The following is a 24,541-nucleotide window of genomic DNA, read 5'->3' on the forward strand; positions in this document are numbered from 1 at the left end:
CTCACCCCCAATAAAAAAGACCCACCCCAAACGGATAGGCCCAACACTCACACTTATATTACAACGACTTAACTTGCTCCACCTTGGTAGGTTTCCAACCTTTGTTTTTCACCCATTCCAAATACACTTTGTAGTTTTCACCGGTGGATTTGTTTTTTATGGATGCTACGGCAAGGTGCTCACTACCACCATTCCCTAAGAAGTATAAGGTGTAGTCACCACTATTCAAGCCGGTTGCTGCATGAACGGCATCCAGCTTTTCCTTCCAGTCCACATGGCCTTCATCATAGATGGAAGTATGCGGTTCGGATTGAGAAGTTCCCACTGGTCCCCAACCTGGATTTGTCATTGTTTTGATGACATTCGGGTCATCGGAGTTTTCGGAAACTTCGGTTTCGGAATCGTCAGACTCATTGGACTCATCCTCTTTTTCCTTCTCCTTTTTTTCCTTTTCTTCTTTCTCTTTTTCTTCTTTCTCTTTCTCAGCCTCTTCAGCTTTTTCCTCTTCTTCAGAATTGGATTTTTCCTCTTCTTCAGGAGGAGCGGCTTCCTCGGACTCTTCTTCCGCTTCGTTCTCTTGTGTTTCGCTCAGTTCCTGTTCCTCTGTAGACATTTGATTTTCGCTATCAGTAGCAGGATCATTTTTCCCGAAGAACAAGGAAGAAACCAGGACAATAATAAATATGAATACAACACCAATCAGGATATTCAAGATCATGTTTGTTTTTTTGCGTTTGGTTGTTCGGCCGTAACGTGAGCCACCTTTGTTAAAGTTTAAAGACAAGACAGTCCCTCCTAGTCAGAGCCAATAATAGTATTATTACAATAGCTTATTGTAACATCAATACTATAAAAAGCACAGTGAAAAGGATTGGCATTATCTTTCCGGATTTTCCCTGTCGTACAACTGCTGAACCATGTCCGCATAGACAGATGAGACATTGTTCTCATCCAATACATCCAGTTCCACCATGACCATAGCATATTTAGGGCTCTGGATAGGAAAGTATCCCGCGAACCACCTATTAAGCAATTCCCTGTTACCTTCCACAAGTTTTCCCGTCTGGGCAGTACCGCTTTTGCCTGCCACTTCATAGGGAAGCCCACGCATCCTCCAGCCAGTGCCTGTATCCGCTGCCACAACTTCCCTCAGAAGATGTTGAAGTTGCATGACCGTATAAGGAGAAAGCTTGTCTACTTCTCTGTCATGGTCTGGAAAAGTATAGAGAGATGTGCCGTTTTTATAAAGGATATCACTGACAAGCTTTACTTCCTTTGATTTCCCGCCACGGGCTATCGTTGCCATCATGTTGGCAACGGCAAGCGGAGTCACCTTTACATCCTTTTGTCCAATGGAAGTTTGAGCAACAGCGAGTGGGACGCTTTTTTCTTTATCATTTGTCCAGACGACATTCTCTTTTTCAGAGGGGATCTGAATGAAATCTTCGAAGCCGAACACGTCTCCCCTCCACCCGACTATTCCTGTCAATCCTAATATTTCTGCATATTTATTCAGCACATTCTTGTCCTTTTCCATAAGCTGTTTCCCTATTTCTCCGAAGGTATGGTTGCAACTTTGTGCAAAACTTGTTTCTAGATTAAGGGTACCCATACGTTTTTTGTCGTCCGTCAGCAGTTCGCCTCTAATATCCAAATCACAATTATATGTCATTTCTTTATCTACGATGTTTTCTTCAATCGCAGCAGCTGTTACGACAGTCTTAAAGACAGATCCAGGGAAATGTGGCTCCAGCATCAGGTTATGGGCCCCTGGACCCTTTATGGGATTCTCAGGGTCAAGGGAAGGCTTTGACACCATTGCGACCACTTCATTTGTCGCAATATCCAAAATAACCAGACCACCTTTCTTTACTTGGTATTCATCCAACACTTTTTCCGCCATCTGCTGGATGTCCTTATCAAGTGTGGTCTTGATTGATAAAGGATAATACGGATTGGACGGTGACATATAGCGGACATCAATGCCGAATAGTGGACCACCGAATCGGTCTACGTGATATAAAAGTTTGGTGGACCCTTCCGGTAGGATGATTTCATCAAATGCCTCTTCCAAACCGGAAACTCCGATTGGCGTATGTGGGGAATAGTTCTCTTTTGTCACTTTTTCCGGATAGCGTTTTTCAAACGTAGCTGCGTCCTCTCCCGTTACACCAATTACATGTTCAGCAATAGGATCATCGAGCTCGAACTGCCGATACAACGCCACCACACCTGGATAGTCAAGTTCATTAATTTTCTCCATCTTCTCTTCCGTCAGGCTTTCTGAAAGCACTACCGGTTTTTCTGCATCAGCAAGCAAACTGTCAATCTTCATCGAACTCATTCCAAGTATGCTTGCAAGTTCATCTTTGGGCCAATCAAGACCGTTAAGAAAAGGAAACAATATGACACTTGGAAAATAATCGTGGGTAAGCGGCAGCCCGTTACGATCGATGAACCGGCCACGTCCTTCATCAATCACCAAAGATTGTGTCCGTTGCTTGACACTGGCTTCAATTAGATTAATATGATCAGCCGTAAAGGATTCTGTACTAATGAGTTGTACTTGAACAAGCCTGCCGATTAGCAGACTTAAAAGCAGTATGACACAGATTCCAAGTTTATTGATTCTCCCTTTAATTAACCGTTGCATAAAAAAACACCTCATCAACATTGTTGACGAGGTGCAATCTTTTTAATCAAAACCTTATTTAACTGAAACGATTTTCACGTTCATTTCTCCGCCTGGAGTCTGTATTGTTACTTCATCGTTTACACGTTTGCCCATCAAGGAGCTTCCCATAGGTGATTCGTTGGAGATGTTTCCTTCGAACGGATCAGCCTCTGCACTTCCTACGATTGTGTATGTTTCTTCTTCGCCTTCTGGAAGCTCAACAAATGTTACTGTTTTACCTAGAACTACAGCATCTGTTTCCTTGTCTTCCTGAATGATTTTCGCGTTGCGTACCATTTGCTCAAGAAGCGTGATACGGCCTTCCACGAATGCCTGCTCTTCTTTTGCAGAATCATACTCGGAGTTCTCGGAAAGGTCTCCGAAGCTACGTGCTATTTTAATACGTTCTACTACTTCTTTACGTCTTACGGATTTCAGGTTCTCTAATTCTTGTACAAGCTTGTCTTTCCCTGCTTGTGTCATTGGATATACTTTCTCTTGTGCCATGACTATTCACTCCTTCAAGTAATTGCATTCCCCAATTTACGTGTATCTATATGACAGCTTAGTCAAAAGCTTATGTAAATGTGGAAAAAGATGTACCCATTAATGGAATACATCGGCGTTCCTTCCACAATTGGAAAATTCTCTAGCTTCTCATATGTTATTACAAAATCTCTTTTTGTTCAAGAATTGTTTGAATTTTTGTTACCATCAGGTCGATGGCAACGTGATTTTGTCCACCTTCAGGGATAATGATATCTGCATATCTCTTCGTCGGTTCGATAAATTGATTATGCATCGGACGAACTACAGTTACATATTGTTCGATGACAGAATCAATGGTACGACCGCGTTCCTTGATATCTCGAAGCATGCGACGAATGATGCGGATATCGGCATCCGTGTCCACAAAAAGCTTTATATCCATTAAGTTACGCAAACGCTCGTCTTCTAATACCAAAATTCCTTCTACAATTATAACATCCTTTGGTTCTACTTCTATCACCTGGGATGATCTTGTATGAAGTGTGTAATCATAAACCGGTTTATTCACGGTATCATATTGTAATAAATTCTCAATATGTTCGATAAGCAGATCATTGTCGAATGCAAGTGGATGATCATAATTGGTTTTCAATCTCTCTTCCATTGGAACCTCTGCTTGATCTTTATAATAATAATCCTGTTCAAGCATCAGGATGGATTTCTCTGTAAAATGATCAAAAATTGCTTTTGTTACACTTGTTTTTCCCGAGCCAGAACCTCCGGCTACCCCGATTACGATCGGTTTCTTCCCCATTTTCTTACTGCCCCTTTCGCATCATGTTATTCTGATAGACCGGCTTTTTCACTTTGAATGTAACGATTTGTAAAGGGTGACGTGCTGCATCCAACTCATTGCCCTTTTCATCCCATATTTTCTCTATTTTTTGAGTGAAGTTTTCAATTTCTGGACCGAAAAACTCGACATCTTCACCAGGCTTGAAAAAGTTTCTCTGTTGCAATGTTACCATTTGCGTCTCCGTGTCGTAATCAAGTACTTGTCCTATAAAATCAAAGGCAGTCTTCTTGCTATGGTTACCAAACATCTGCTCTTTATACCCTGGAACACCTTCAAAGAACGCTGGTGCCGTTTCACGGTTTGCGCATTTATCAAGCTCTTCCAGCCATTCTTGCTTGATAACAAAGTTCTCTGGATCTGCACAATATGCATCTATCACTTTGCGGTAAACACTGACCACTGTTGCCACATAGTGGATCGATTTCATGCGTCCTTCAATTTTCAAGCTATCAATCCCAAGCTCTATCATTCTTGGAATAGATTCAATCAGCTTCAAATCCTTAGGGCTCATGGCGAATGGTGCATCTTTCTCAGCGAACAACGCCTTCTCTTCTCCATCTTTGAGTTCATACAGATCATAATCCCAACGACAGGATTGGCAGCAGCCACCCCGGTTGGAGTCCCTCGCTGTCATATGGTTACTTAATGTACAACGTCCGGAATAGGCGATACACATGGCACCATGGATGAACGTTTCAATCTCAATGTCCACCTTCTCTTTCATTTCACGGATCTCTTCTGCACTTGTTTCCCGTGCAAGGACGACACGTTCTAGTCCTTCCTCTTTCCAGAACTGAACAGCTTTCCAGTTGGACAAGGATTGCTGGGTGCTCAGGTGGACTTCAAGTTTCGGTGCCACTCTGCGGCAGGTCTCAATGATGAGCGGGTCGGCTACAATGATTCCGTGCACCCCTGCACCTTCAATACCGCGAAGATAATCATCAAGTCCGTCCATGTTTTCATTGTGAGCAAAAATATTGGTAGTAACATAAATTCGAGCTCCAAATTTATCTGCAAATTGTACACCTTCAGCCATTTCTTCGAAGGTAAAATTCCCAGCGTTTGAGCGAAGTCCGTATTCTTGGCCACCGATGAAAACTGCGTCTGCACCATATTGAACGGCAATCTTCAACTTTTCCAGATTACCAGCTGGAGCTAGCAACTCAGGCTTTTTCACGATAACACGTTTTCCATCAACAATTTTTGAAATCTTATCATTTACGTAGGTTGTCATTTAGGCTACCTCCTTTTCTGCTTAATAGACTGTTTCCTTAAAGAAGAATCCTGTATCCAACGGACGGTGTTCCTGTTGAAGTTCTTCCAGTTCAGCAAGAAGATCGTCTTTGATATCTTCATATTGCTCTCTATCTTTCACGCACAAATCTATCGCTTTACGATAACGCTTCGTCACTTCCACCATGTAACCTGGAGTTTGAAGAACTCCATCGATTTTGAAGCAATCCACTTCTGCATCAATCATCTCTTCCAACTCATCGATGATGCACATGTCATTCGGACTCATGATATGGGTCCCGTTTTCATCTTCATAGACCGGGTATTTGTTGTTCCGCTCTTTATCATGAAGAAGCATCGCTCTTTCTTTACCTTTTTCCACTTCCATCGTTTTCCCTTGATATTCGAAGTAATGGCCGATCAAGGAACGTTTGGACTGGAACATACAGGTCATGCCGTGGACCTGCACCTCAATTTCCACTTCCGCATTTCCCTTGATTTCCACAATGGAATCCATATTCAACTCACGGGCAAGAACGGCACGCTTTGAACCTTTTCTGCCCCAATAGTTACAGGTGTAATAATTGGTCGCGGTCGTTTCCGTGTTCCAGTGAAGCTTCATCTCAGGCGCCACTTCTTTTGCTGCCATCAATACGGCAGGATCTCCAAAGATTACGGCATCTGCTTTCACTTCCACCAGGAATTGCAGATAGTCTGACAGCTCTTCCACTTTTTCGTTATGAAAAAGGGCATTCATTGCCACATAGACTTTTTTATTCTGACCATGTGCAAGAGCAATCGCCTCTTTCACTTCATCTCTGCCAAACTCTCCTGCTAGACGCAGTCCATAACGTTGTTCGCCGATTACGAATGCGTCTGCACCAGCAGCAATCAGATCCTTCATATTTTCTATATTAATTGGAGTCACTAACAGTTCCGGTTTCTTCATCTTGTTTCACCTCTTTTTTTACTGATGGCAATTCCATCTCCGACCGGCATGATGGTGGTAATATAATTTGGGTGTTCCATCAACCATCTGTTATAGCAGTCGATTTTTTTCACCAGATTTCTTATTCTTTTCGGTTCAATCGCTTCATGGTTCTCAGCAACCAGTCCACGGAACAGTACATTATCTGTAATGATGACGCCTGCATCATCTAAAAGAGTCTCATACATCGTAAAAAAGCGCTCGTACTGCCCTTTAGCTGCATCAATGAAAATCAGATCGAACCGTCCTCGCTGTTGTACTTGCTCAAACACCTCAAGAGCATCCCCGAATATCAAATCAATCCGATTGTCCAGACTAGCTTCTGCAATATGCTGCTTTGCTTGCATATATCTATGTTCATCACGCTCGATTGTTACGATGGTCACATCCGGTATGGCCTGTGCCATGCGAATGGCAGAATAACCGATTGCTGCACCAATTTCAAGGATCCTCTTGGGTTGTGCCAGTCTTAAGAGCTGGAGCAATGTCTCCATTCCGACAAGGTCCATGATTGGAACATTATCCTCTTGTGCTAGCTTTTCCATTTTTGCAGTAATTTCGTTTCTTGGGGAGACGAGGGAATCAAGATAGGTAATCACTTTATTTTCATTGGCTTCCAAGGTAGGCAGCCTCCTTCTTCTAATTAAACAGGGGTAACCTGAATAACACCTCTAGATTTCCGTTCCAGGTGTTCGCTTTCCGCGGGACGGTGCTTGAGCCTCCTCGCTTCGCTGTGGGGTCTCAACCAACCGTTACACCCCCGCTGGAGTCTCACACCTTGCACTACAATCTTGAGGGGGAACGTTTACATATATCGACATACACATTTTAAGATAATTCATGCTCTCCATAAACAAAGAAAATAGAGGTGACCTCACAGGAGGAACCCTCTTTTTATGTTAATACTTTCAGTTCAAAACAACTCGATATATTTTATCACAAAAAAATGGGGAATGCGAATTAATTTCGCACCTCCCCTACAGCCACTAGCTGTTGTCTTGGTTCGTGATATATTGATTCTTATCGTTATTATGCTGTTCCAACGTTTCATTGAAGATTACTTTCCCGTCCGGAGTCGCCAAGAAATAGTAGTACTCCGTTTCTGCAGGGTGCATTGCCGCTTGCAAGGAGGATACTCCTGCATTGGCAATCGGACCAGGAGGGAGACCTTGATGCTTATAAGTATTATACGGAGAATCCACTTCCAGATGTTCATATAAAGTTCTCTCTTTATGTTCCCCTAGAGCATATAGAACTGTCGGATCGGTTTGAAGCGGCATTCCTACATCCATACGATTGTAAAAGACACTTGAGATGCTTTCACGATCCATTTGAACTGTGGCCTCCGCCTCAATTAGACTAGCCATTGTCAGCAATTGGTGTGGTGTAAAATCCCTGTTTGCCATACCGATTCGAACTTCATCGTCTTCTAAGATTTCCCCGGTTTTCTGGAGCATAACATCGACGACTTCTTCGGCAGTGGGATTTTCCACATAGAATGGATATGTTGCAGGGAACAGATAACCCTCCAATGCATACTTGATATCCTCATCCAGCACCTCTTCTGTCAAGACATTAGGATACTTTTCCATCATGCTTTCAATGAACTCCTTATCATTGACTGTTTCAAGGAAATCTTCTTCTTTTAAGCCGATTCTGTTCTCAAGGATAATAGCAATCTGTTCCAACTGTCGTCCTTCAGGGATGGTAATAGTGAATAGGACATCCTGTTGTACTTTCCCTTCCTTCAAGAAGCCGATGATTTCATCAAGATTCATGGAAGGGCTGAGTTCATACTCCCCTGCTTGAAATCCAGATTCATTTTTGAATTTCACATAGTAGCGGAAAGCTTTTCCGTTATGAATAATCCCGTTTTCTTCAAGGATACTTCCTATCGTGGTTGGAGATGATCCTATTGGGATATCTACCATTTTGGTTTCTGTTGCATCCTCACTTACAGGCTTTAACGCATTTTTTATATAGAAATATCCGCCACCGATAATGCCAGTCAAGGCAAGCATAAGAATGACAAACACGGTAAACACGATGCGGCGAACTATCTTCGCTTCAAAATGCTTCTCTTTCAACTTTTCTTGAATACTGTCTTTATTATTTTTCTCTGACAAAAAAAGCCCCCCTCTCGCACACCAATTAATTATACAACAAATCCATTGCGTTTTTGACAAAAAAACAAGCGATTTTGCTTTTCCGACACATTCCTACATCATATTTTACCATTTTTCACGAATAGCGCATTACTTTTGTCCTAATATTTTTGAATTTATTAGGTTATTTCACGTGATTTCATTTAGTAGTTTTACCATTTTCATCTATAATAGTAGTTATGGTATTATAAATTGTGGAGGTAGAATATGAAACTTACACTTTATACAGATTACTCGTTGAGAGTTTTATTATATTTAGCAAGTGCACCTGATGAAAACAGGCTGGTACAGATCAAGGATATTGCTGAGTCATATGGCATCTCCAAGAATCACCTGATGAAAGTTACGTTCCATCTAGGAAAACTCGGCTATGTAGATACAATACGAGGACGGAATGGTGGATTGAAGATGGCAGTACTGCCGGAAGAAGTAAACATAGGTAAATTAGTGCGACAGACTGAGGAAGACTTTCATATGGTCGAATGTTTCCAGGAGCATTCCTCCTGTGTCATCTCCCCTACTTGTAGACTGAAAGGGATCCTATATCAGGCACTTCAAGCATTCATTTCAGTGTTAGACCAATATACCTTGCAAGACTTGATTACAAACAGAGAACAGTTGACCTCCCTATTATTTCCTGAACAGGAGCATGGCGAGAAAAGCACATAAAAAAGGCTGTTTTCGCAAACTTTGTTGCTTTTTCGTATTTATAAACAAACCGCTATAATCCTTGCTGTCGTGCTCTTTTCCTGGCTATACAAGGTAGCTTGCATGCTAATTTTAGAGTTTGTAAGCTGTAAAAAGTCCAATTGACGACTTTTTACTCAGTGATAGCAACAATCTTTGAGAAAATAGCCTAAAAAAAGAGCAAACAGAATTTTTCTGCTTGCTCTCTTTTTTTACTCTTCTTCTTCCGCTAAGAAAGTGTTCAACATTTCTTCAATCATGTCCCACTCTTCATCCGTTTCAACAGGCTGAAGGTCGCCACCTTCTTCTGATTCGCTAGGCACGAAGCTTGATGCATGGATTTCAATGTCATCCTGGTCATCATTTTCTGCTCCTACCGGATAGTATAGTACATATGACTTTCCAAACTCTTCTGAGTCAAATGTGAAAAGCACTTCACATAACTGTTCGTTCCCGTTTTCGTCTACTACTGTAATATTTTGTTCTCCGTGTTCCATTTTGCTCACCTCTAATTTATTGTTGGCTGTCTAAATACCCTTGTAAAATAACAGCTGCAGCCATTTTGTCGATTACTAGCTTTCTCTTTTTTCTACTTACGTCAGCAGAGAGGAGAATCCTTTCTGCTGCTACAGTAGAAAGTCGTTCATCCCAATAGATGACAGGCAGTCCCGTTTTGGCAGTCAGCTTTTCACCGTAGTGCTTGCTTGCTTCTCCCCTTGGACCTATGGAACCGTTCATGTTCTTGGGTAATCCAATTACCACTTTTTCAGGCTTGTATTCTGCGATAATTTGCTTCAATCGCTTAAAGCCCAGATTTTTTACTGCTTCATCAATTTTTATCGTTTCCAAACCTTGTGCCGTCCATCCCATTTCATCACTGACGGCGACACCGACAGTTTTGGATCCGACGTCTAAGCCCAAAATGCGCATGTACTACTCCTTGCGGTGCTGTTCTAAGTAAGACTTCACCAATTCTTCAATTAGCTCGTCCCTTTCAATTTTCCGAATAAGCGTTCTTGCGTCTTTATGACGAGGAATATATGCCGGGTCGCCGGACAGCAGGTAACCGACAATCTGATTGATCGGATTGTACCCTTTTTCCTGCAGTGCTTCATATACCGTTATTAATACGTCATCAACATTAGCATCCAATGCATCTTCCGCAAAGTTAAACTTCATTGTTTTGTCAAAGGAGCTCATCATTTGCACCTCTCTCTTAGACTTCATTTTTTCTATCTGCTTGTAAATTGTTACCTTTATTGTACACCAAATGTCGGCAATGTTAAACGGATTTTATCCAATCTTCAACAGATTGTAATGCAGAATCGACCTGTTCCGGGTTTTTTCCGCCCGCTTGTGCCATATCAGGTCGACCACCGCCGCCGCCACCGCAGCGTGTAGCCACTTCTTTGACAACCTTGCCGGCATGGTAACCTTTTTCAATCAAATCTTTTGTTACACCTGCAGAAATGTTCACTTTCCCATCTTGGACACTTGCAAGTACTATGATACCAGAACCAAGCTTATTTTTTAAATCATCCACCATGGTACGCAGGTTATTCATGTCCGTACCTGCCACTTTGCTCACAAGCATTGTCACACCGTTCACTTCTTTTGCTTTGGATGATAAGCTGGATGCTTCGATATTACCTAGCTTGGAAGCTAGGGATTGGTTTTCCCTTTGCAACTCTTTAATGTCTGCCAAAAGGACATCAATTCGTGAACCAATTTCCTGAGGTTTTGTTTTAAGTTTAGCGGCAGCTTCTTTCAATAACTGCACCTGATCGTTCAGCAGACGGTATGCCCCTTCACCAGTCACTGCTTCCATTCTGCGGGTTCCTGCACCAATACCTGACTCGGAGACGATTTTGAACAGTCCAATTTCAGACGTATTAGGTACATGACAGCCCCCACAAAGCTCCAGGCTGTAATCGGCAACTTGAACGACGCGAACAATATCCCCGTACTTTTCACCGAATAGTGCCATTGCACCCATCGCTTTTGCTTCTGTAATAGATTTGTTTTCAATGATCACATTCAAACTCGCCCAAATCTTTTCGTTGACGATCGCTTCGATTTTTTCGATTTCTTCCTGGGTCACCTGACCAAAGTGGGAGAAGTCGAAACGAAGGCGGTCGGCAGTAACCTGGGAGCCGGCTTGGTTGACATGTGTTCCAAGTACATCCTTTAATGCTTGATGCAGAATATGTGTAGCAGTGTGATTTTTGATGATCTGAGCGCGGTTTTTTGCATGTACTTCTGCTTTAACCGTTTGTTCCCTGTTCAGCACACCTTCTTCCACAACAATAGTGTGTAAATTTTGGCCGTTAGGAGCTTTTTGAACATCCTTCACAAATCCTCTGCCGGATTCAGTCACAATATACCCGTGATCTGCAATCTGTCCACCGCTCTCGGCATAAAAAGGTGTCTCTGCCAAAATGACCTGAACCTCATCACCGGTTACGGCTGAATCTGCCAACTCCCCTTTTTTTACAATAACAGAAAGGGTCGTTTCTGCAGTTAGCTGGTCATACCCGATAAAGCTGCTTTCAGAACGGATCTCACCAAGTACTCCGGATTGCACCTGCATGGAGCTTGAATCCTGACGAGCGGAACGAGCGCGATCACGCTGTTCTTCCATCTCTTTTTCAAAACCTTCGTGATCAAGAGACATGCCCTGTTCTTCCACATACTCTTCTGTTAGTTCGACCGGAAATCCGTACGTATCATAAAGACGGAATGCGTCTGCACCGGAAACCACTGTTTTGCCTTCTTCTTTCGCTTTTGCAATAACGGTGGAAAGGATAGCTAAGCCATCATTCAGAGTTTCATGGAAACGCTCTTCTTCTGTTTTCATTACACGCTGGATGAAATCCTGCTTTTCTTTTACCTCCGGATAGAAATCGATCATGATTTCAGCTACAACTGGTACTAGCTCGTACATAAATGGACGGTTGATACCAAGTTGTTTTGCATAGCGGACCGCTCTTCTCAATAGACGGCGCAATACATAGCCACGACCTTCATTGGAAGGAAGAGCTCCGTCACCGACTGCAAATGTGACAGTACGGATATGGTCTGCAACCACTTTAAATGCAACATCCTTTTCTATGTCTGTTCTGTATTTTTCACCAGAAACATTTTCAGTCGCCTCGATAATTGGAATGAACAGGTCCGTATCAAAGTTAGTCGGCACATCCTGGATGACGGAGACCATGCGCTCTAAGCCCATTCCTGTATCTATATTTTTCTTCGGAAGTGGAGTGTAGGTATGATCAGGATTATGGTTGAACTCGGAGAATACCAGGTTCCAAATTTCGAGGTAGCGTTCGTTTTCGCCTCCAGGATATAGTTCCGGATCATTCTCGTCGTTACCGTAGCTTTCACCGCGGTCATAGAAAATCTCGGTATTTGGTCCACTTGGGCCTTCTCCTATATCCCAGAAGTTACCCTCAAGACGGATGATTCTTTCTGCCGGAACACCAATCACTTCATTCCAATACTGATAAGCCTCTTCATCTTCAGGATGGATGGTGACAGAAAGTTTTTCCGGATCAAAGCCAATCCATTTTTCACTTGTAAGAAACTCCCAAGCCCAGTCGATTGCTTCTTTCTTGAAGTATTCTCCAATGGAGAAGTTACCGAGCATTTCAAAAAAAGTGTGATGACGGGCAGTTTTGCCGACGTTTTCGATATCATTTGTACGTATGGATTTTTGTGCGTTGCAAATTCGAGGATTTGCCGGGATGACACGTCCATCAAAGTATTTTTTCAATGTCGCCACACCACTATTGATCCATAAAAGGGATGGATCTTCGTGTGGGACAAGCGATGCGCTAGGCTCTACTGCATGTCCTTTTTCTTTAAAGAAGTCTAGGAACATTTGGCGCACTTGAGCGGATGTTAGGTGTTTCATGTGATTTTCCTCCTTTAAATGTTACTGTCAATACTCCTGTTTCCTTTCGTTCCAGGAAAACAAAAAACTCCCGTCCCTAAAAACAGGGACGAGAGTGTTCTCGCGGTACCACCCTGATTATGACAGAAAAACTCCATCATCTCTCAGATTGCATTAACGGTGCAAACCGGCAGGATTTTACCCTGCTCTCCGGATTAGCTTTCCCTTATCCTTCACCCTGGAATTCTTTCAGCCATGGAATTCCTCTCTATCCGAGCAATGCTCATCAGGATGGACTATAAGGTACTCAGATCCTTCTTTGAATTAATGTATGTAGCTATTATGCTTCGATTATATGCAACAGAAAGACCGTTGTCAATGTTTGATGAAATGGGCGGTTAGATGAGTCAACGTAACTTTTAAAACGGCAAATACCGGCACCGCCAAAATCAATCCTACAACCCCCGCCACCTCTCCTCCAATCAAGAGTGCCAAAATGATGAATACCGGATGGATATGCAGACTCTTACCAACAATTAGTGGAGATAAAATGTTCCCTTCTACAAACTGTAAGCCGAATATAATAATGATGACGAGAAAGACCATTTTCATTGAAATAGTTGCAGCGATGATTACTGCGGGAAATGCACCGATAATCGGTCCAAAATAAGGGATGATATTGGTGATCCCGATAATCACACCAAGCACCAAGGGATATTTCATTCCACTCAACCAAAGACAAGCCGTTGCCAAAAAACCAATGATTAAACAGACAGTCAGCTGCCCTCTTATATAGCTGCCCAGAGAGATATCGACATCTTTTAAAAATGCCAATCCTGGTTCACGCCATTTTCTCGGGGTAAGATACCAGACCGTTTTCTTCACCTGATCATAATCCTTCAACAGGTAAAACACAATGAAAGGGATGACAATCAAGATGAAAAAGGAATTTAACAGCCCCTTCAATCCCGCTACGACCCTTGTCATAAGGTTAGAAAGCATCTCTTCGAATTCACTAAAGGTCTTATCCACCCTTTCATGAATCCCCTCCGGCCAACTGGAAGTGGAGCTATGAATCTGCTTAATCCAACCACTATAAGTTTGAGCCAGACGTGGAAAATTATCTGAAAGCTCCCACATCTGGTCAATGATGACAGGTATCCCTTTATAGGATATGAAACCGATTCCACCAAAAAACAGAAGGTATATCAGAAGAATGGCGATAGGTCTAGGCATTCCCCTGTTATGTGTGTATTCTACAACCGGGTGCAAAAGATATGTAATAAAAATACTGATAAAAAATGGGATACTTATAATAAACAAAACCCTCAGAACCGGTCCCCATAACGGGCTCAGCTTCATGAAGACATACAAAATGATCATAACGAGTAGAAGTGTACCTAGGCGTAACAGCCATTTCTTCTGATTTTCCAAGGGAAACGCCTCCTACTCGTTATTCTCTATATAGTTATACGTATTTATACGGGCATTTTACTTCAAGTCAGAAATAGAATCCACAACCGTCATAATGATAAACTGAAGGTCTTCATCACTAATCGACAGGGGTGGTGAAAGGGTCAGCACATTATTGAATCCAGCTACAGTCGCCCCGTTTTTTCCCACTATCAGGCCTTTCTTTTTACATGAAGCAATGACCTCATTTATTTTCTCGATTTCGATTGGTTCTTTCGTATCCTTATTTTTAACAAGTTCCAATCCGACAAGCAGCCCTTTTCCACGCACATCACCCACATATGGATTAGCTGATAATCGTGATCTGAGCTCACTCAAAAGGACTGCTCCTTTTTCTGCCGAACGCTCTATCAGCTTTTCATTCTCCATGATTTCAAGATTTTTTAATGCAAGTGCACAAGAAGCAGGGCTACCACCGAAAGTGTTGACATGGCGCAGATAGTCGTACTCTTCCGACCCTTTGAATTGTTCATAGATTTCCTTTTTTACCGCTGTGACTGATAGCGGAAGGTATGCGCTAGTGATACCTTTAGCCATTGTTATGATGTCAGGTTTTACGCCATAATTCATGAACCCGAATGGCTTCCCTGTTCTTCCGAAACCACAGATTACTTCATCAACAATCAAAAGTGCCCCATGTTTTTTGCAAATTTCAGCGACAGCCCCCATATAATTTTCAGGCGGGGTTAATATTCCTCCTCCTGTTATAATAGGTTCCATTATCATCGCAGCAATCGTTTCACTGAGCTCCCAGGTCATGACCTGATCTACATCTTTTACGCATCGCATTTTCATGGGATCTTCCGTTTGGGCATCCTCCATTCTATATGTGTCAGGTGGTGGAATGTGCACAAAACCAGGTGCCAATGGCTCATATTTGTATTTGCGTTGCGCCTGTCCTGTGGCGGCAAGGGACCCCATTGTATTTCCGTGATACGAACGGTATCTTGAAACGATTTTATAGCGGTTGGCATCACCACGCTGGGCATGGTACTGCCTCGCTATCTTAAAGGCTGTTTCATTCGCTTCCGATCCACTGTTGGAAAAAAAGATTACATATTCCTCCCCTAGCCACTCGTTCAGCTTTTCGGCAAGCTTGATGGCAGGAACATGGCTTTGTGTTAAAGGAAAGTAAGCTAGTTCTTTCAGCTGTTCATACGCCGCTTCTGCAAGTTCTGTTCTTCCATAACCGACATTCACACACCAAAGGCCTGACATGCCATCCAAATAACGGTTCCCGTCAATATCTGTCACCCACGCCCCTTTGGCCTCTTTTACCACCATCGTGGAAGTTGGGCTGTAAGGCTTCATGGAGTGCCACACATAGCGATCATCCAGACCCAACAAGTTGTGTTCTTGCGTTTGATTTATTTTCGCCATCCGATACACCCTTTCCATCTTAAAGGATTTTGGAAAACGCTAATGCCGCTGTTGATTTCCGCACAGGGCTTCGCTTTCCACGGGGCGCTTGCGGAGCCTCCTCGGCAAGCCTGCGGGGTCTCCTCTAAGCGCTACCTCCCGTAGGAGTCTTCGCCCTGTGCTCCAATCAACAGCTGGGATATCCTATTAACTAATCCTTATTTCAAAAATCGAATCTTGATGTAATCATTTTTTTACGGGTGAAGAAATTCACTCCGTCTTTTCCGTTTACATGGAGATCTCCGTAGAAGGAATCCTTCCAACCCGAAAATGGGAAGAATGCCATGGTTGCAGGCACACCTACATTCACACCGATCATGCCAGCGTCAGCCTCTTCCCTGAACTGGCGAACAGCTTTGGCGTCTTTGGTGTAGATGGTGGCACCATTTCCGAAACGTGATTTCTCTATATGGGACAATGCCTCATCAAGATCTTTTGCCCGCAAAAGGCTAAGGACAGGTGCGAAGATCTCTTCCTTGGCGATTGTCATTTCTGGCGTCACATGGTCAAATATGGTTGGGCCAAGATAATTCCCTTCTGTCATCTCCTCCATTTCCTTCCGTCCATCCCTGATCAGGGAAGCTCCTTCTGTAACACCCTGCTTGATATATCCCAGCACTTTTTCACGATGGCTTTCACGAATGACAGGCGTCAGCAATACTTCCTCGTCCATTCCGTTTCCGATTGTCAAAGAGTTTGCCTTATTTTTCAATTCTTCTACAAATTGGTCATTATCACCGACAACTACCACTGCGCTGCATGCCATACAGCGTTGTCCTGCGCTTCCGAAAGCCGAAGTCAGGATATGCTGGGCTGCTTTCTCCAGGTTTGCATCCTGCATGACCACATGGTGGTTTTTCGCTCCAGATAGCGCCTGGACACGCTTGCCATTTTTCGCCGCTGTCTCATACACGTATTTAGCAACAGGCTGGGAACCCACAAATGAGATTGCTTTGACATCCTCATGATCTAGCAGGCCATTTACCACATCATGCGCCCCATGAACGATATTCAACACCCCATCAGGCGCTCCGGCTTCTGAAAACAGCTCCACCAAACGATTAGCCAGCATAGGAGTGCGTTCTGAAGGCTTCAGGACAAATGTATTTCCGCACGCAATTGCAAGAGGGAACATCCATAGCGGAACCATCATCGGAAAGTTGAACGGCGTAATGCCCCCCACCACTCCCAGTGGATAACGGTACATGCTGGAGTCAATATCTTCTGCAATGTTGGATAAGGTTTCCCCCATCATCAATGTTGGGGCCCCAGCTGCAAACTCCACACATTCCAAGCCTCTTTGAACTTCTCCATGTGCTTCTTTGAAGGCTTTTCCGTTTTCGAGCACGATGAGTTTTGCCAATTCATCATGATTTTCCGTCAGCAGGTGGTGGTAGGCATACATAATGCGAGCGCGCTTTGGGACGGGAGTATTTTTCCACGTTTGAAAAGCGGACTTTGCTGCCTTAACCGCTTCCTGTACATCTTCTTTTGTAGAGATTGGGACCTTCGCCAAGCATTCCTTTGTCGCAGGGTTGATTACTTCCATCTGTTCCGACCCTTTGGAATTCACCCATTTTCCATCTATAAAATTCTGCAAAACTGCTGTTTCTTTTGAAGTGACTGTCATGTTTTTGTCCTCCTCATTCATTTAAAGAATTTTTAGAACTTATGACTATTATCTGACAAAATAGAAAGGCTTTCATTAGACAAAATGTAAAATGGATAAGGTGTTGGCCATGACATTATGGAAGAACGAAAAAATGGCAGGAACTCCATATGGAACTCCTGCCTCTTTGCAAATCATTTATAATGAGAATGTTTTGCTATCACCGTCCAAGTATGCATTCGTTGTATTGAGATACTCATAGATCATGACCATAAATTCAATTACAAGCCTTTTTTCAGAGATCATAAAATCCTCTCCAAGTAAGTTCTCAAGCTTTTGAATGCGGTGATAGAGAGTTTGTCTAACAATGTAGAGCCTGCTTGCCGTCTCTTTCTTGGACCCGTTGCAGGCTAAATAGATTTTCAAGGTCTCTAGCAATTTGCCATTATGCTTTTCATCATAGTCAATGACTGGCTGCAAATACTCCATGACAAAATCACGAAGATCATGATGCTTTTGCATAAACGAAATCAATCGGTAGATGTGAAGATCTTCAAATAAGGAGAAGTGCTCACCTTTTAACAACTGTTCCTGTATTTGCATTGCCTCTCGGGAAGATTGATAGCTTCTGGATATCTGATCTAGCGGCTGAACATATTTTCCTACTGCGAATCTGAGCGAAGGGAGACCTTTTTTGTCCTTTTGTTTGTCCATTAGAACCGATGCGCCCTCTGTCAGACGTTCCTTCCACCCTCTCTCCTCACGTCTGTTGATCAATATGACGGTCAACGTATTTTTCATTTCTGTAAAAAACACAGAAAACCCCTGTTGTTCAAAAACGGAGCGAAATAAAAGGGTAAGATACGTTTTATCCAAGGTCGGGGCTTGCTGGTTCCTCTTTTTACATAAAAGGACGACTCCTCCTTTATGAAAAACCGCCTCGTTCCTTCCCAGGAAATCCCTGATGGACTCCTTGCTTTGTCCGCCTTCTAGCCAGCTACGCAGCCACTCACTTTCTTCCAATCTTCTCTTTTCCTCCACATAAAGCCCTCTTAAGATATGTTGGGCAAGAGCTGTAACAGTACGGTCCAAAAGAAGATGATCGAACTCGCTCAAGGTACGATCCTTTGAAAGGATGTGTATGACTCCATGCTGTTTATCCAAAACCTGCACGGACTCCTGCAGACATTTTTCCGTTTGCTGAGGGGATTTCAGTGAGCAAAGGACGGCTTTCCTTTCATGTATGGGGACATCAGGAATAAAGAACTTTTCCTGATTGCCATTCTCGTATATGATCTGAGTCTCCAAATGTTCTTGAAGATAGGCCAGTATTTCTAGTTCATGGGTAATGGTCAATAGTTTCTTGTTCAAGGTCTGAGAGTAGCTTTCCAGTTGAGAAATCATCTGATATTGTTGATTGATTAACACAGAGTGAATATCTTGCGTAATATCTACAAATGACACTTCTTGATGAAAGAGGATGAGAGGGAATTGTTGTGTATCGGCTAAATCTATAATTTCCTGTGGGATGGTGGGGATGTAGGTTCCTTTTTCAATACATAATCCTGCAGCTTGGCAGTTTATAAGCTGTTGGACGAAAGAACGGAATTTATCAATCTCCCCTCCAAAGGATACGCCGGTTGAGAGAATGAGTTCTTGTCCGTTCAGCAGCTTTTCAATATTAGTTATTTCCACAACATGAACCCACTTCACTTGGCGGTGCATCCCTTGCTTACCCGCCATTACTTCCGCCTTTTCAAACTGTTTACGGTTCATGATTTCCTGTAAGGATAACATTGTCTTCATTCATTCACCTCTTTATTGGCCTAAAATAAGACTAGATCCTAATCTCATACTTTATTATAACCTAAGAACACCGTCTATTTAACTAAAAATTCTGACAAAATAAAACAAAAGGTGACATGTTCAGCTGTAGCCAACATGTCACCTTATCACTTTGGGATTTCGAACCTAGTTATTAATCGGAAAATTAAGTTGAATTTCTTGAACCATTTCCTGGAACTCACCTTCATCATTAAAGTCACTTGAATCCCAGTTCTCCAGAATCCAATTTACCAGTTCTTCCGGGGAATTAAAAAATTCTCCACTTGAATCCGCTTTGCGGATCGTGAACCTGTTATTGTCCTCGTCAATGGTCACCTCGCAAGGGTAGGCACTTGCTTTACATTTCAATTGATATTCCATAAATAGAAAACTCCTTTCACAATGCAGTTTACATGATTTTATTCTAACCATATTCAAACTATGAGGGTTTTGTTAATTTTCCTGCCGCTGCTGTTTGATTAAAAGGGAAGCAAAATACTTCCTTGAATCTGCATGTTTTATGTGTAGAGTTTCTTCATGAGGAATGTCTTTATTTTCAGCGTCCATTTCCAGAACAAGAAATGCCCCCTCTAAGTTCTCTTCTACATTCTTGATTCGGAACCCTTTATTTATAAAAAAATCTATCTTATCTTTTTCAGCAATATATTGTTGATAATCACTCAAAAATATTCCTCCTCTCTATTATCAACTCGAAAGCTCTTTTGGTTCTTCGTACGCTTCGGCCTCATCCTTAATGATCCAATCCCTTCCGACCGTTATTCCTAAATACTTCTCATCATCAGGGTCTTCGATTTCAGCCTGTTGATACTTTTTGAAATACCAATATTTTGCTAGGATGTAATACAATCCTCCACCTACAACAAATCCGACAATAAAAGAATAGTTGGCCAGAAAATATGCTGCCCCTCCACCGACGAACCAGGCGATGAATCCTGCGACATTAAACCCCTTCGTGTATTTGAACTGGCCATTGTCCTCATACAGATCGTGTACATTCACTCTTCGTTTCCTCAATAAATAATAATCTGCAAACAATATCCCTACAATGGCAGATAGGATTCCACCTACAATCAATAGGATCGGAATCAATATGTCAAACAGGTTCCACGGTTGAACCACCGACCCAACAATCCCTGCAATCACAACCCCAGCCCAGAATGGCACCTTTGGCCCTCCCACATTCGAGAAAATCGTCGCAGCGGGAATGAGGTTCGCCGATGCATTGGTAGACCACTGCGCAAAAATGATCATCAGTAGTAAAACTCCAAGAATGATACCGGATGATGCTGCTTGCTGCAAGGCCACAACTGGATCATAGTTTGATACCGCGATATAGGAAACGCCCCCGATAGCTACCATAAATGTTTGAGTAAGCGGCAAGGCGATTACACTTCCTACAATGCTTGATTTGTTGCGTTTCAACCAATTCCTTTCGTACTTAGGAGCCTTGATGAATCGGGAAATAGAAGGAATGTCAGCAGCCAATGTTGCCCAGAACCCCATATTACTGAAGATGACGATAAGAAAAGCCGTTACCGCCGCTCCACCTGTTACAGGACTTTCAATCCACGACCATACATCTCTACCCTGCTCCAACGCTTTTTCCGAAAGCGTCGTGTACATCCAGGCAGAAATGATGATGATGATCGGTGCAGCAAGATCTGCAAACCGTTCAACTGCTTTGATTCCAAGTGCCGTATTTAAGAGCTGAACTGCCGCAAAAATCAGGAAGCAGACAAACCAGTTGTCAAAACCGGTCAATGTAAAAAGGATGGCATTCATTGCAGTGGCACCGAAGAACGTATTGATACCAAACCAGAAAGAAGCAGCCAATCCACGGATAATGGAAGGGATATGGGTCCCTATCGTACCGAATGGCGCACGCATATATACAGGAAAAGAGAGCCCGTGTTCAATGCCTATGTCCCCTGTAATGGTCATGAACAAACCAATGGCTATACTTCCAATAATGGTCGCAACAATAACCCAACCTAAGGATAAACTCTGAACACCTGCTCCTCCAATAGCAAATGCGGCAAGTACTACTGCCATTCCAACCCACATGACTGCAAAACCTAATGTGCCAATTTTTCTGTTTGAATGTGAAATCGGCAAAAGGTCAGGTGATTTTAAATAGCTTTCTTTCTTCTTCATCTCAACACCCCCAATAATTTAATATAAGAAGGCAAGCTTAAAAATAGTTTAGGGTTTCGTTTAACTCCTATAGATTTCCGTTCCGGGTGTTCGCTTTCCGCGGGGCGGTGCTTGAGCCTCCTCGGCTGCGCCTGCGGGGTCTCAAGTCTACCGCTACCTCCCGCCGGAGTCTCTCACCTGCACTGCAATCTATAGGGGGATTAACACTAGAATTAAAGTTTGGGTTAAAAATGCTTTTTGATACAACAAATGCTTGACCTAAAGAGATTATGTAGGTCAAGCATACGGAGGTTGGCAGAATGCAGTACTTTAAGATTGGTAGTTTAAATGGACAGCGTCTCGTTCTGTTTTAATTGGGTTGTCGCTCCATACTTATTTCGTTTGATGTATTGACCACTTCCTGCCTTGCCGACAAATTGCTTATCACGGACGACAAATTCCCCTCGAACCAATACGGATACTGGCTCGCCAGTTACTTTCATTCCTTCAAAGGCATTATAATCAACGGCCATGTGGTGGGTAGATGCTGAGATGGTGCGCTCTTGGTTCGGGTCAAATATGACTATGTCCGCATCTGCACCAACAGATATGGTTCCTTTCTTCGGAAACATCCCGAAGAGTTTCGCTACACGAGTGGATACAATATCCACGAATTGATTGATGGATATGCGTCCCTTTTTAACCCCCTCCGAGAACAGGATGCTTACCCTGTCTTCAATCATCGGCCCACCATTCGGTATCTTCGTAAAGTCCCCTTTTCCAAGACTTTTTTGACCGTTAAAGTCAAATGAGCATTGATCAGATCCGAGTGTTTGAAGCTGACCGCTTTTTAGTGCATTCCATAATACTTCCTGGTGCCACTTTTCACGCAATGGCGGCGACCAGACATATTTCGCACCTTCGAAGTTCGGTTTTTCCAAATAGCTTTGATCCAAGGCCAGGTATTGAGGGCAGGTTTCTCCCCAGATCTCAACCCCTTTGTTTCTTGCCTCTGCAATCTTTTCTACCGCCTCTGCACAGGATACGTGGACTACATAGAGCTGGGAATCAGCAAGGGAGGTGAGCTGTGCAGCCCTTCCAGTTGCTTCCCCTTCCACCTCTGGAGGTCTTGTAAGCGCATGGTAAATCGGATCAGTATTGCCTTTTTCCAAAGCTTCCTTCGTGAGATAATCAATTACATCCCCGTTTTCTGCATGAACCATGACAAGGGCACCAAGCTCCTTGGCAGCCTTTAGTGTATGGAACAATGTAGCATCGTCCGCCTGGAATACATTTTTATAGGCCATGAACACTTTAAAAGAGGTGATACCTTCCTTTTCTATGACTTTTGGAAGCTCATTCAGAACGTTTTCATTCATTTCTCCGATCATCAAATGGAAGCTGTAATCAATGACCGCTTTGTCTTTCGACTTGTCGTGCCATGTCTGAATGGCATTTTGGAGAGGCTTGCCTTTATCCGTCAGGCAGAAATCGATAACAGTAGTCGTTCCGCCAAAAGCGGCCGCCATTGTTCCACTTTCGAAATCATCCTTTGTAACGGTTCCTCCAAATGGCATATCCAAATGAGTGTGCGGATCGATAGCGCCAGGGAAGATGTAGCACCCTTTCGCATCAATTACTTCTGCATCAGTCGATGAAAGATTGAGGCCTATAGAGGAAATTGTTTCGCCATCAATCAATATATCCGCTTCGTACTGGTCGCTTGCCGTCACGATTATTCCATTCTTTATTAGCTTTTTTATTGCCATTTTTATTACTTCCCCCTTTATTTAACCGTATCCACTTCACATTGCTTCAATAATCCAAGTGCGGTCTGTCGGTCATTCCATGTCATCGGCGGCTGTTCATGCGGAGGTTCTACCATGGTAATGGCATCTTCCACCGGACATACAATGGAGCACAAGTTACAGCCTACACAATCCTCTTCTCTTACCTGTAAATAGGATTTTCCTGAAGAGTCCTTCAGCATATCGATACATTGGTGAGATGTATCTTCACAGGCGATATGGCACTTATTACAGTTGATACAGGTATCCTGATTGATTCTTGCCACAATCTTGTAGTTCAGATCGAGATTGCCCCAATCGGAATATTTAGGGACTGATTTTCCAACAAGGTCCATGACTCTTGCAATCCCTTTTTCATCCAGGTAATTGTTCAGTCCATCGAGCATATCTTCCACAATGCGGAAACCATGGTGCATGGCTGCTGTACAGATTTGAACACCTGTCGCACCCATCAGCATAAATTCCACTGCATTCTGCCAGTTCGATACTCCACCCATTCCTGAAATAGGAACATTGACTCTAGGGTTTCTTGCGCATTCCCCGACCATGTTTAGTGCTATCGGTTTTACAGCAGGTCCACAATACCCGCCATGTGCGCCTTTTCCGCCAACATGCGGAACTGTATTCCAGCTATCGAGATCAACACCAGCCAGACTGTTGATGGTATTGATCATACTGACAGCATCTGCTCCACCTCTTACAGCAGCCTCAGCTGTCACAGTGATATCCGTAATATTAGGAGTAAGCTTTACAATAACTGGGGTTTTTGCTGCTTCTTTTGCCCAATATGTCTGCTTTTCGACAAGGTCTGGAACTTGGCCTGAAGCGGATCCCATCCCGCGTTCTGCCATTCCATGTGGACAGCCGAAATTCAATTCCAGTCCATCGACTCCCACCGCTTCCACTTTTTTGACAATTTCATGCCATTTCTCCTGTTTCGGTTCCACCATCAAAGACGCAATTACCGCTCTATCCGGAAATCTCTTTTTGGTTTCCTCGATTTCCCTTAGGTTTACTTCCAAGGGTCTGTCCGTAATAAGCTCAATATTATTGAAACCTGCTACTCGCTGCCCGTTGAAACTAACAGCAGCAAACCGGGATGATACATTGATGATTGGATCTCCAAGCGTTTTCCAAACAGCCCCTCCCCAGCCTGCTTCAAATGCCCGTTGCACCTGATACCCGGAGTTGGTCGGTGGTGCGGAAGCCAGCCAAAACGGGTTTGGAGCTTTTATACCTGCCAAATTTATCGAAAGATCTGCCAATG

Annotated in this window: 22 protein-coding genes and 1 other annotated feature; of the genes, 1 reads left to right on the forward strand and 21 read right to left on the reverse strand. The window is 43.1% G+C overall.

The features are described 5' to 3' along the window. Nucleotides 1–58: 58 nt before the first annotated feature. From AB685_RS05200 to mltG, 8 genes are all read right to left on the reverse strand, one after another. Complete coding sequence (locus AB685_RS05200) at nt 59–784, reverse strand: YrrS family protein (RefSeq protein WP_047969425.1); 726 nt, start codon at nt 782–784, stop codon at nt 59–61. Nucleotides 785–877: 93 nt separating this feature from the next. Next, entirely contained in the window at nt 878–2,653 is a 1,776-nt protein-coding gene (locus AB685_RS05205) for a penicillin-binding protein 2 (RefSeq protein WP_047969426.1), read from the reverse strand. A gap of 54 nt (nt 2,654–2,707) precedes the next feature. Then, nucleotides 2,708–3,181 carry a transcription elongation factor GreA gene (greA, locus tag AB685_RS05210; protein ID WP_047969427.1) on the reverse strand — a complete coding sequence of 158 codons (474 nt, stop codon included), beginning with the start codon at nt 3,179–3,181 and terminating at the stop codon, nt 2,708–2,710. Between the two features lie 160 nt (nt 3,182–3,341). Beyond that, the gene (gene udk / locus AB685_RS05215) at nt 3,342–3,977 is read right to left on the reverse strand and encodes a uridine kinase (RefSeq protein ID WP_047969428.1); all 636 of its coding nucleotides are present in this window, start codon (nt 3,975–3,977) and stop codon (nt 3,342–3,344) included. A 4-nt stretch (nt 3,978–3,981) separates the two neighbouring features. Further along, nucleotides 3,982–5,253 (reverse strand): U32 family peptidase, encoded by a 1,272-nt coding sequence (locus tag AB685_RS05220; RefSeq protein ID WP_047969429.1) that lies wholly within the window; start codon nt 5,251–5,253, stop codon nt 3,982–3,984. A gap of 21 nt (nt 5,254–5,274) precedes the next feature. Further along, nucleotides 5,275–6,201, reverse strand: a complete 927-nt coding sequence (locus AB685_RS05225; RefSeq protein ID WP_047969430.1) for a peptidase U32 family protein — start codon at nt 6,199–6,201, stop codon at nt 5,275–5,277. Then, complete coding sequence (locus tag AB685_RS05230) at nt 6,198–6,860, reverse strand: O-methyltransferase (protein ID WP_047969431.1); 663 nt, start codon at nt 6,858–6,860, stop codon at nt 6,198–6,200. Before AB685_RS05230 ends, AB685_RS05225 begins: the two co-directional genes overlap by 4 nt. 366 nt (nt 6,861–7,226) lie before the next feature. After that, entirely contained in the window at nt 7,227–8,366 is a 1,140-nt protein-coding gene (gene mltG / locus AB685_RS05235; RefSeq protein WP_047969432.1) for an endolytic transglycosylase MltG, read from the reverse strand. 246 nt (nt 8,367–8,612) lie between these two features. Between mltG and AB685_RS05240 the strand changes: the two genes are divergently transcribed. Further along, a complete protein-coding gene (locus AB685_RS05240; protein ID WP_047969433.1) occupies nt 8,613–9,074 on the forward strand; it encodes an Rrf2 family transcriptional regulator in 462 nt (153 codons plus the stop codon). Nucleotides 9,075–9,304: 230 nt separating this feature from the next. Here AB685_RS05240 and AB685_RS05245 read toward each other — a convergent pair whose 3' ends face one another. The 13 genes from AB685_RS05245 to preA all read right to left on the reverse strand — a co-directional run bounded on the left by AB685_RS05245 (nt 9,305) and on the right by preA (nt 24,539). Continuing rightward, on the reverse strand, nt 9,305–9,589 hold the full coding sequence (locus tag AB685_RS05245) for a DUF1292 domain-containing protein (protein ID WP_010196082.1): 285 nt from the start codon (nt 9,587–9,589) through the stop codon (nt 9,305–9,307). Nucleotides 9,590–9,605: 16 nt separating this feature from the next. Then, a complete protein-coding gene (gene ruvX, locus AB685_RS05250) occupies nt 9,606–10,022 on the reverse strand; it encodes a Holliday junction resolvase RuvX (protein ID WP_047969434.1) in 417 nt (138 codons plus the stop codon). A 3-nt stretch (nt 10,023–10,025) separates the two neighbouring features. Then, a complete protein-coding gene (locus tag AB685_RS05255; protein ID WP_047969435.1) occupies nt 10,026–10,292 on the reverse strand; it encodes an IreB family regulatory phosphoprotein in 267 nt (88 codons plus the stop codon). An 82-nt stretch (nt 10,293–10,374) separates the two neighbouring features. Continuing rightward, nucleotides 10,375–13,008 carry an alanine--tRNA ligase gene (gene alaS / locus AB685_RS05260; protein ID WP_047969436.1) on the reverse strand — a complete coding sequence of 878 codons (2,634 nt, stop codon included), beginning with the start codon at nt 13,006–13,008 and terminating at the stop codon, nt 10,375–10,377. Nucleotides 13,009–13,089: 81 nt separating this feature from the next. After that, nucleotides 13,090–13,316 (reverse strand) — a binding site (T-box leader). Nucleotides 13,317–13,362: 46 nt separating this feature from the next. After that, entirely contained in the window at nt 13,363–14,421 is a 1,059-nt protein-coding gene (locus tag AB685_RS05265) for an AI-2E family transporter (RefSeq protein WP_082153506.1), read from the reverse strand. A 57-nt stretch (nt 14,422–14,478) separates the two neighbouring features. Beyond that, nucleotides 14,479–15,840 (reverse strand): aspartate aminotransferase family protein, encoded by a 1,362-nt coding sequence (locus AB685_RS05270; protein WP_047969437.1) that lies wholly within the window; start codon nt 15,838–15,840, stop codon nt 14,479–14,481. A 202-nt stretch (nt 15,841–16,042) separates the two neighbouring features. After that, nucleotides 16,043–17,509 carry a CoA-acylating methylmalonate-semialdehyde dehydrogenase gene (locus AB685_RS05275; protein WP_047969438.1) on the reverse strand — a complete coding sequence of 489 codons (1,467 nt, stop codon included), beginning with the start codon at nt 17,507–17,509 and terminating at the stop codon, nt 16,043–16,045. A gap of 177 nt (nt 17,510–17,686) precedes the next feature. Beyond that, nucleotides 17,687–19,294: a PucR family transcriptional regulator gene (locus AB685_RS05280; protein WP_047969439.1), complete on the reverse strand. Its 1,608-nt coding sequence runs from the start codon at nt 19,292–19,294 to the stop codon at nt 17,687–17,689. A 165-nt stretch (nt 19,295–19,459) separates the two neighbouring features. After that, a complete protein-coding gene (locus AB685_RS05285; RefSeq protein WP_047969440.1) occupies nt 19,460–19,693 on the reverse strand; it encodes a hypothetical protein in 234 nt (77 codons plus the stop codon). A gap of 72 nt (nt 19,694–19,765) precedes the next feature. Beyond that, entirely contained in the window at nt 19,766–19,996 is a 231-nt protein-coding gene (locus AB685_RS05290; RefSeq protein WP_047969441.1) for a hypothetical protein, read from the reverse strand. Between the two features lie 21 nt (nt 19,997–20,017). Beyond that, the gene (locus AB685_RS05295) at nt 20,018–21,487 is read right to left on the reverse strand and encodes an NCS1 family transporter (protein WP_047969442.1); all 1,470 of its coding nucleotides are present in this window, start codon (nt 21,485–21,487) and stop codon (nt 20,018–20,020) included. A gap of 323 nt (nt 21,488–21,810) precedes the next feature. Next, nucleotides 21,811–23,229 carry a dihydropyrimidinase gene (gene hydA / locus AB685_RS05300; protein WP_047969764.1) on the reverse strand — a complete coding sequence of 473 codons (1,419 nt, stop codon included), beginning with the start codon at nt 23,227–23,229 and terminating at the stop codon, nt 21,811–21,813. A gap of 23 nt (nt 23,230–23,252) precedes the next feature. Beyond that, nucleotides 23,253–24,539 carry an NAD-dependent dihydropyrimidine dehydrogenase subunit PreA gene (gene preA / locus AB685_RS05305; protein ID WP_047969443.1) on the reverse strand — a complete coding sequence of 429 codons (1,287 nt, stop codon included), beginning with the start codon at nt 24,537–24,539 and terminating at the stop codon, nt 23,253–23,255. Between the last annotated feature and the right edge of the window lie 2 nt (nt 24,540–24,541).

Source organism: Bacillus sp. LL01, assembly GCF_001037965.1.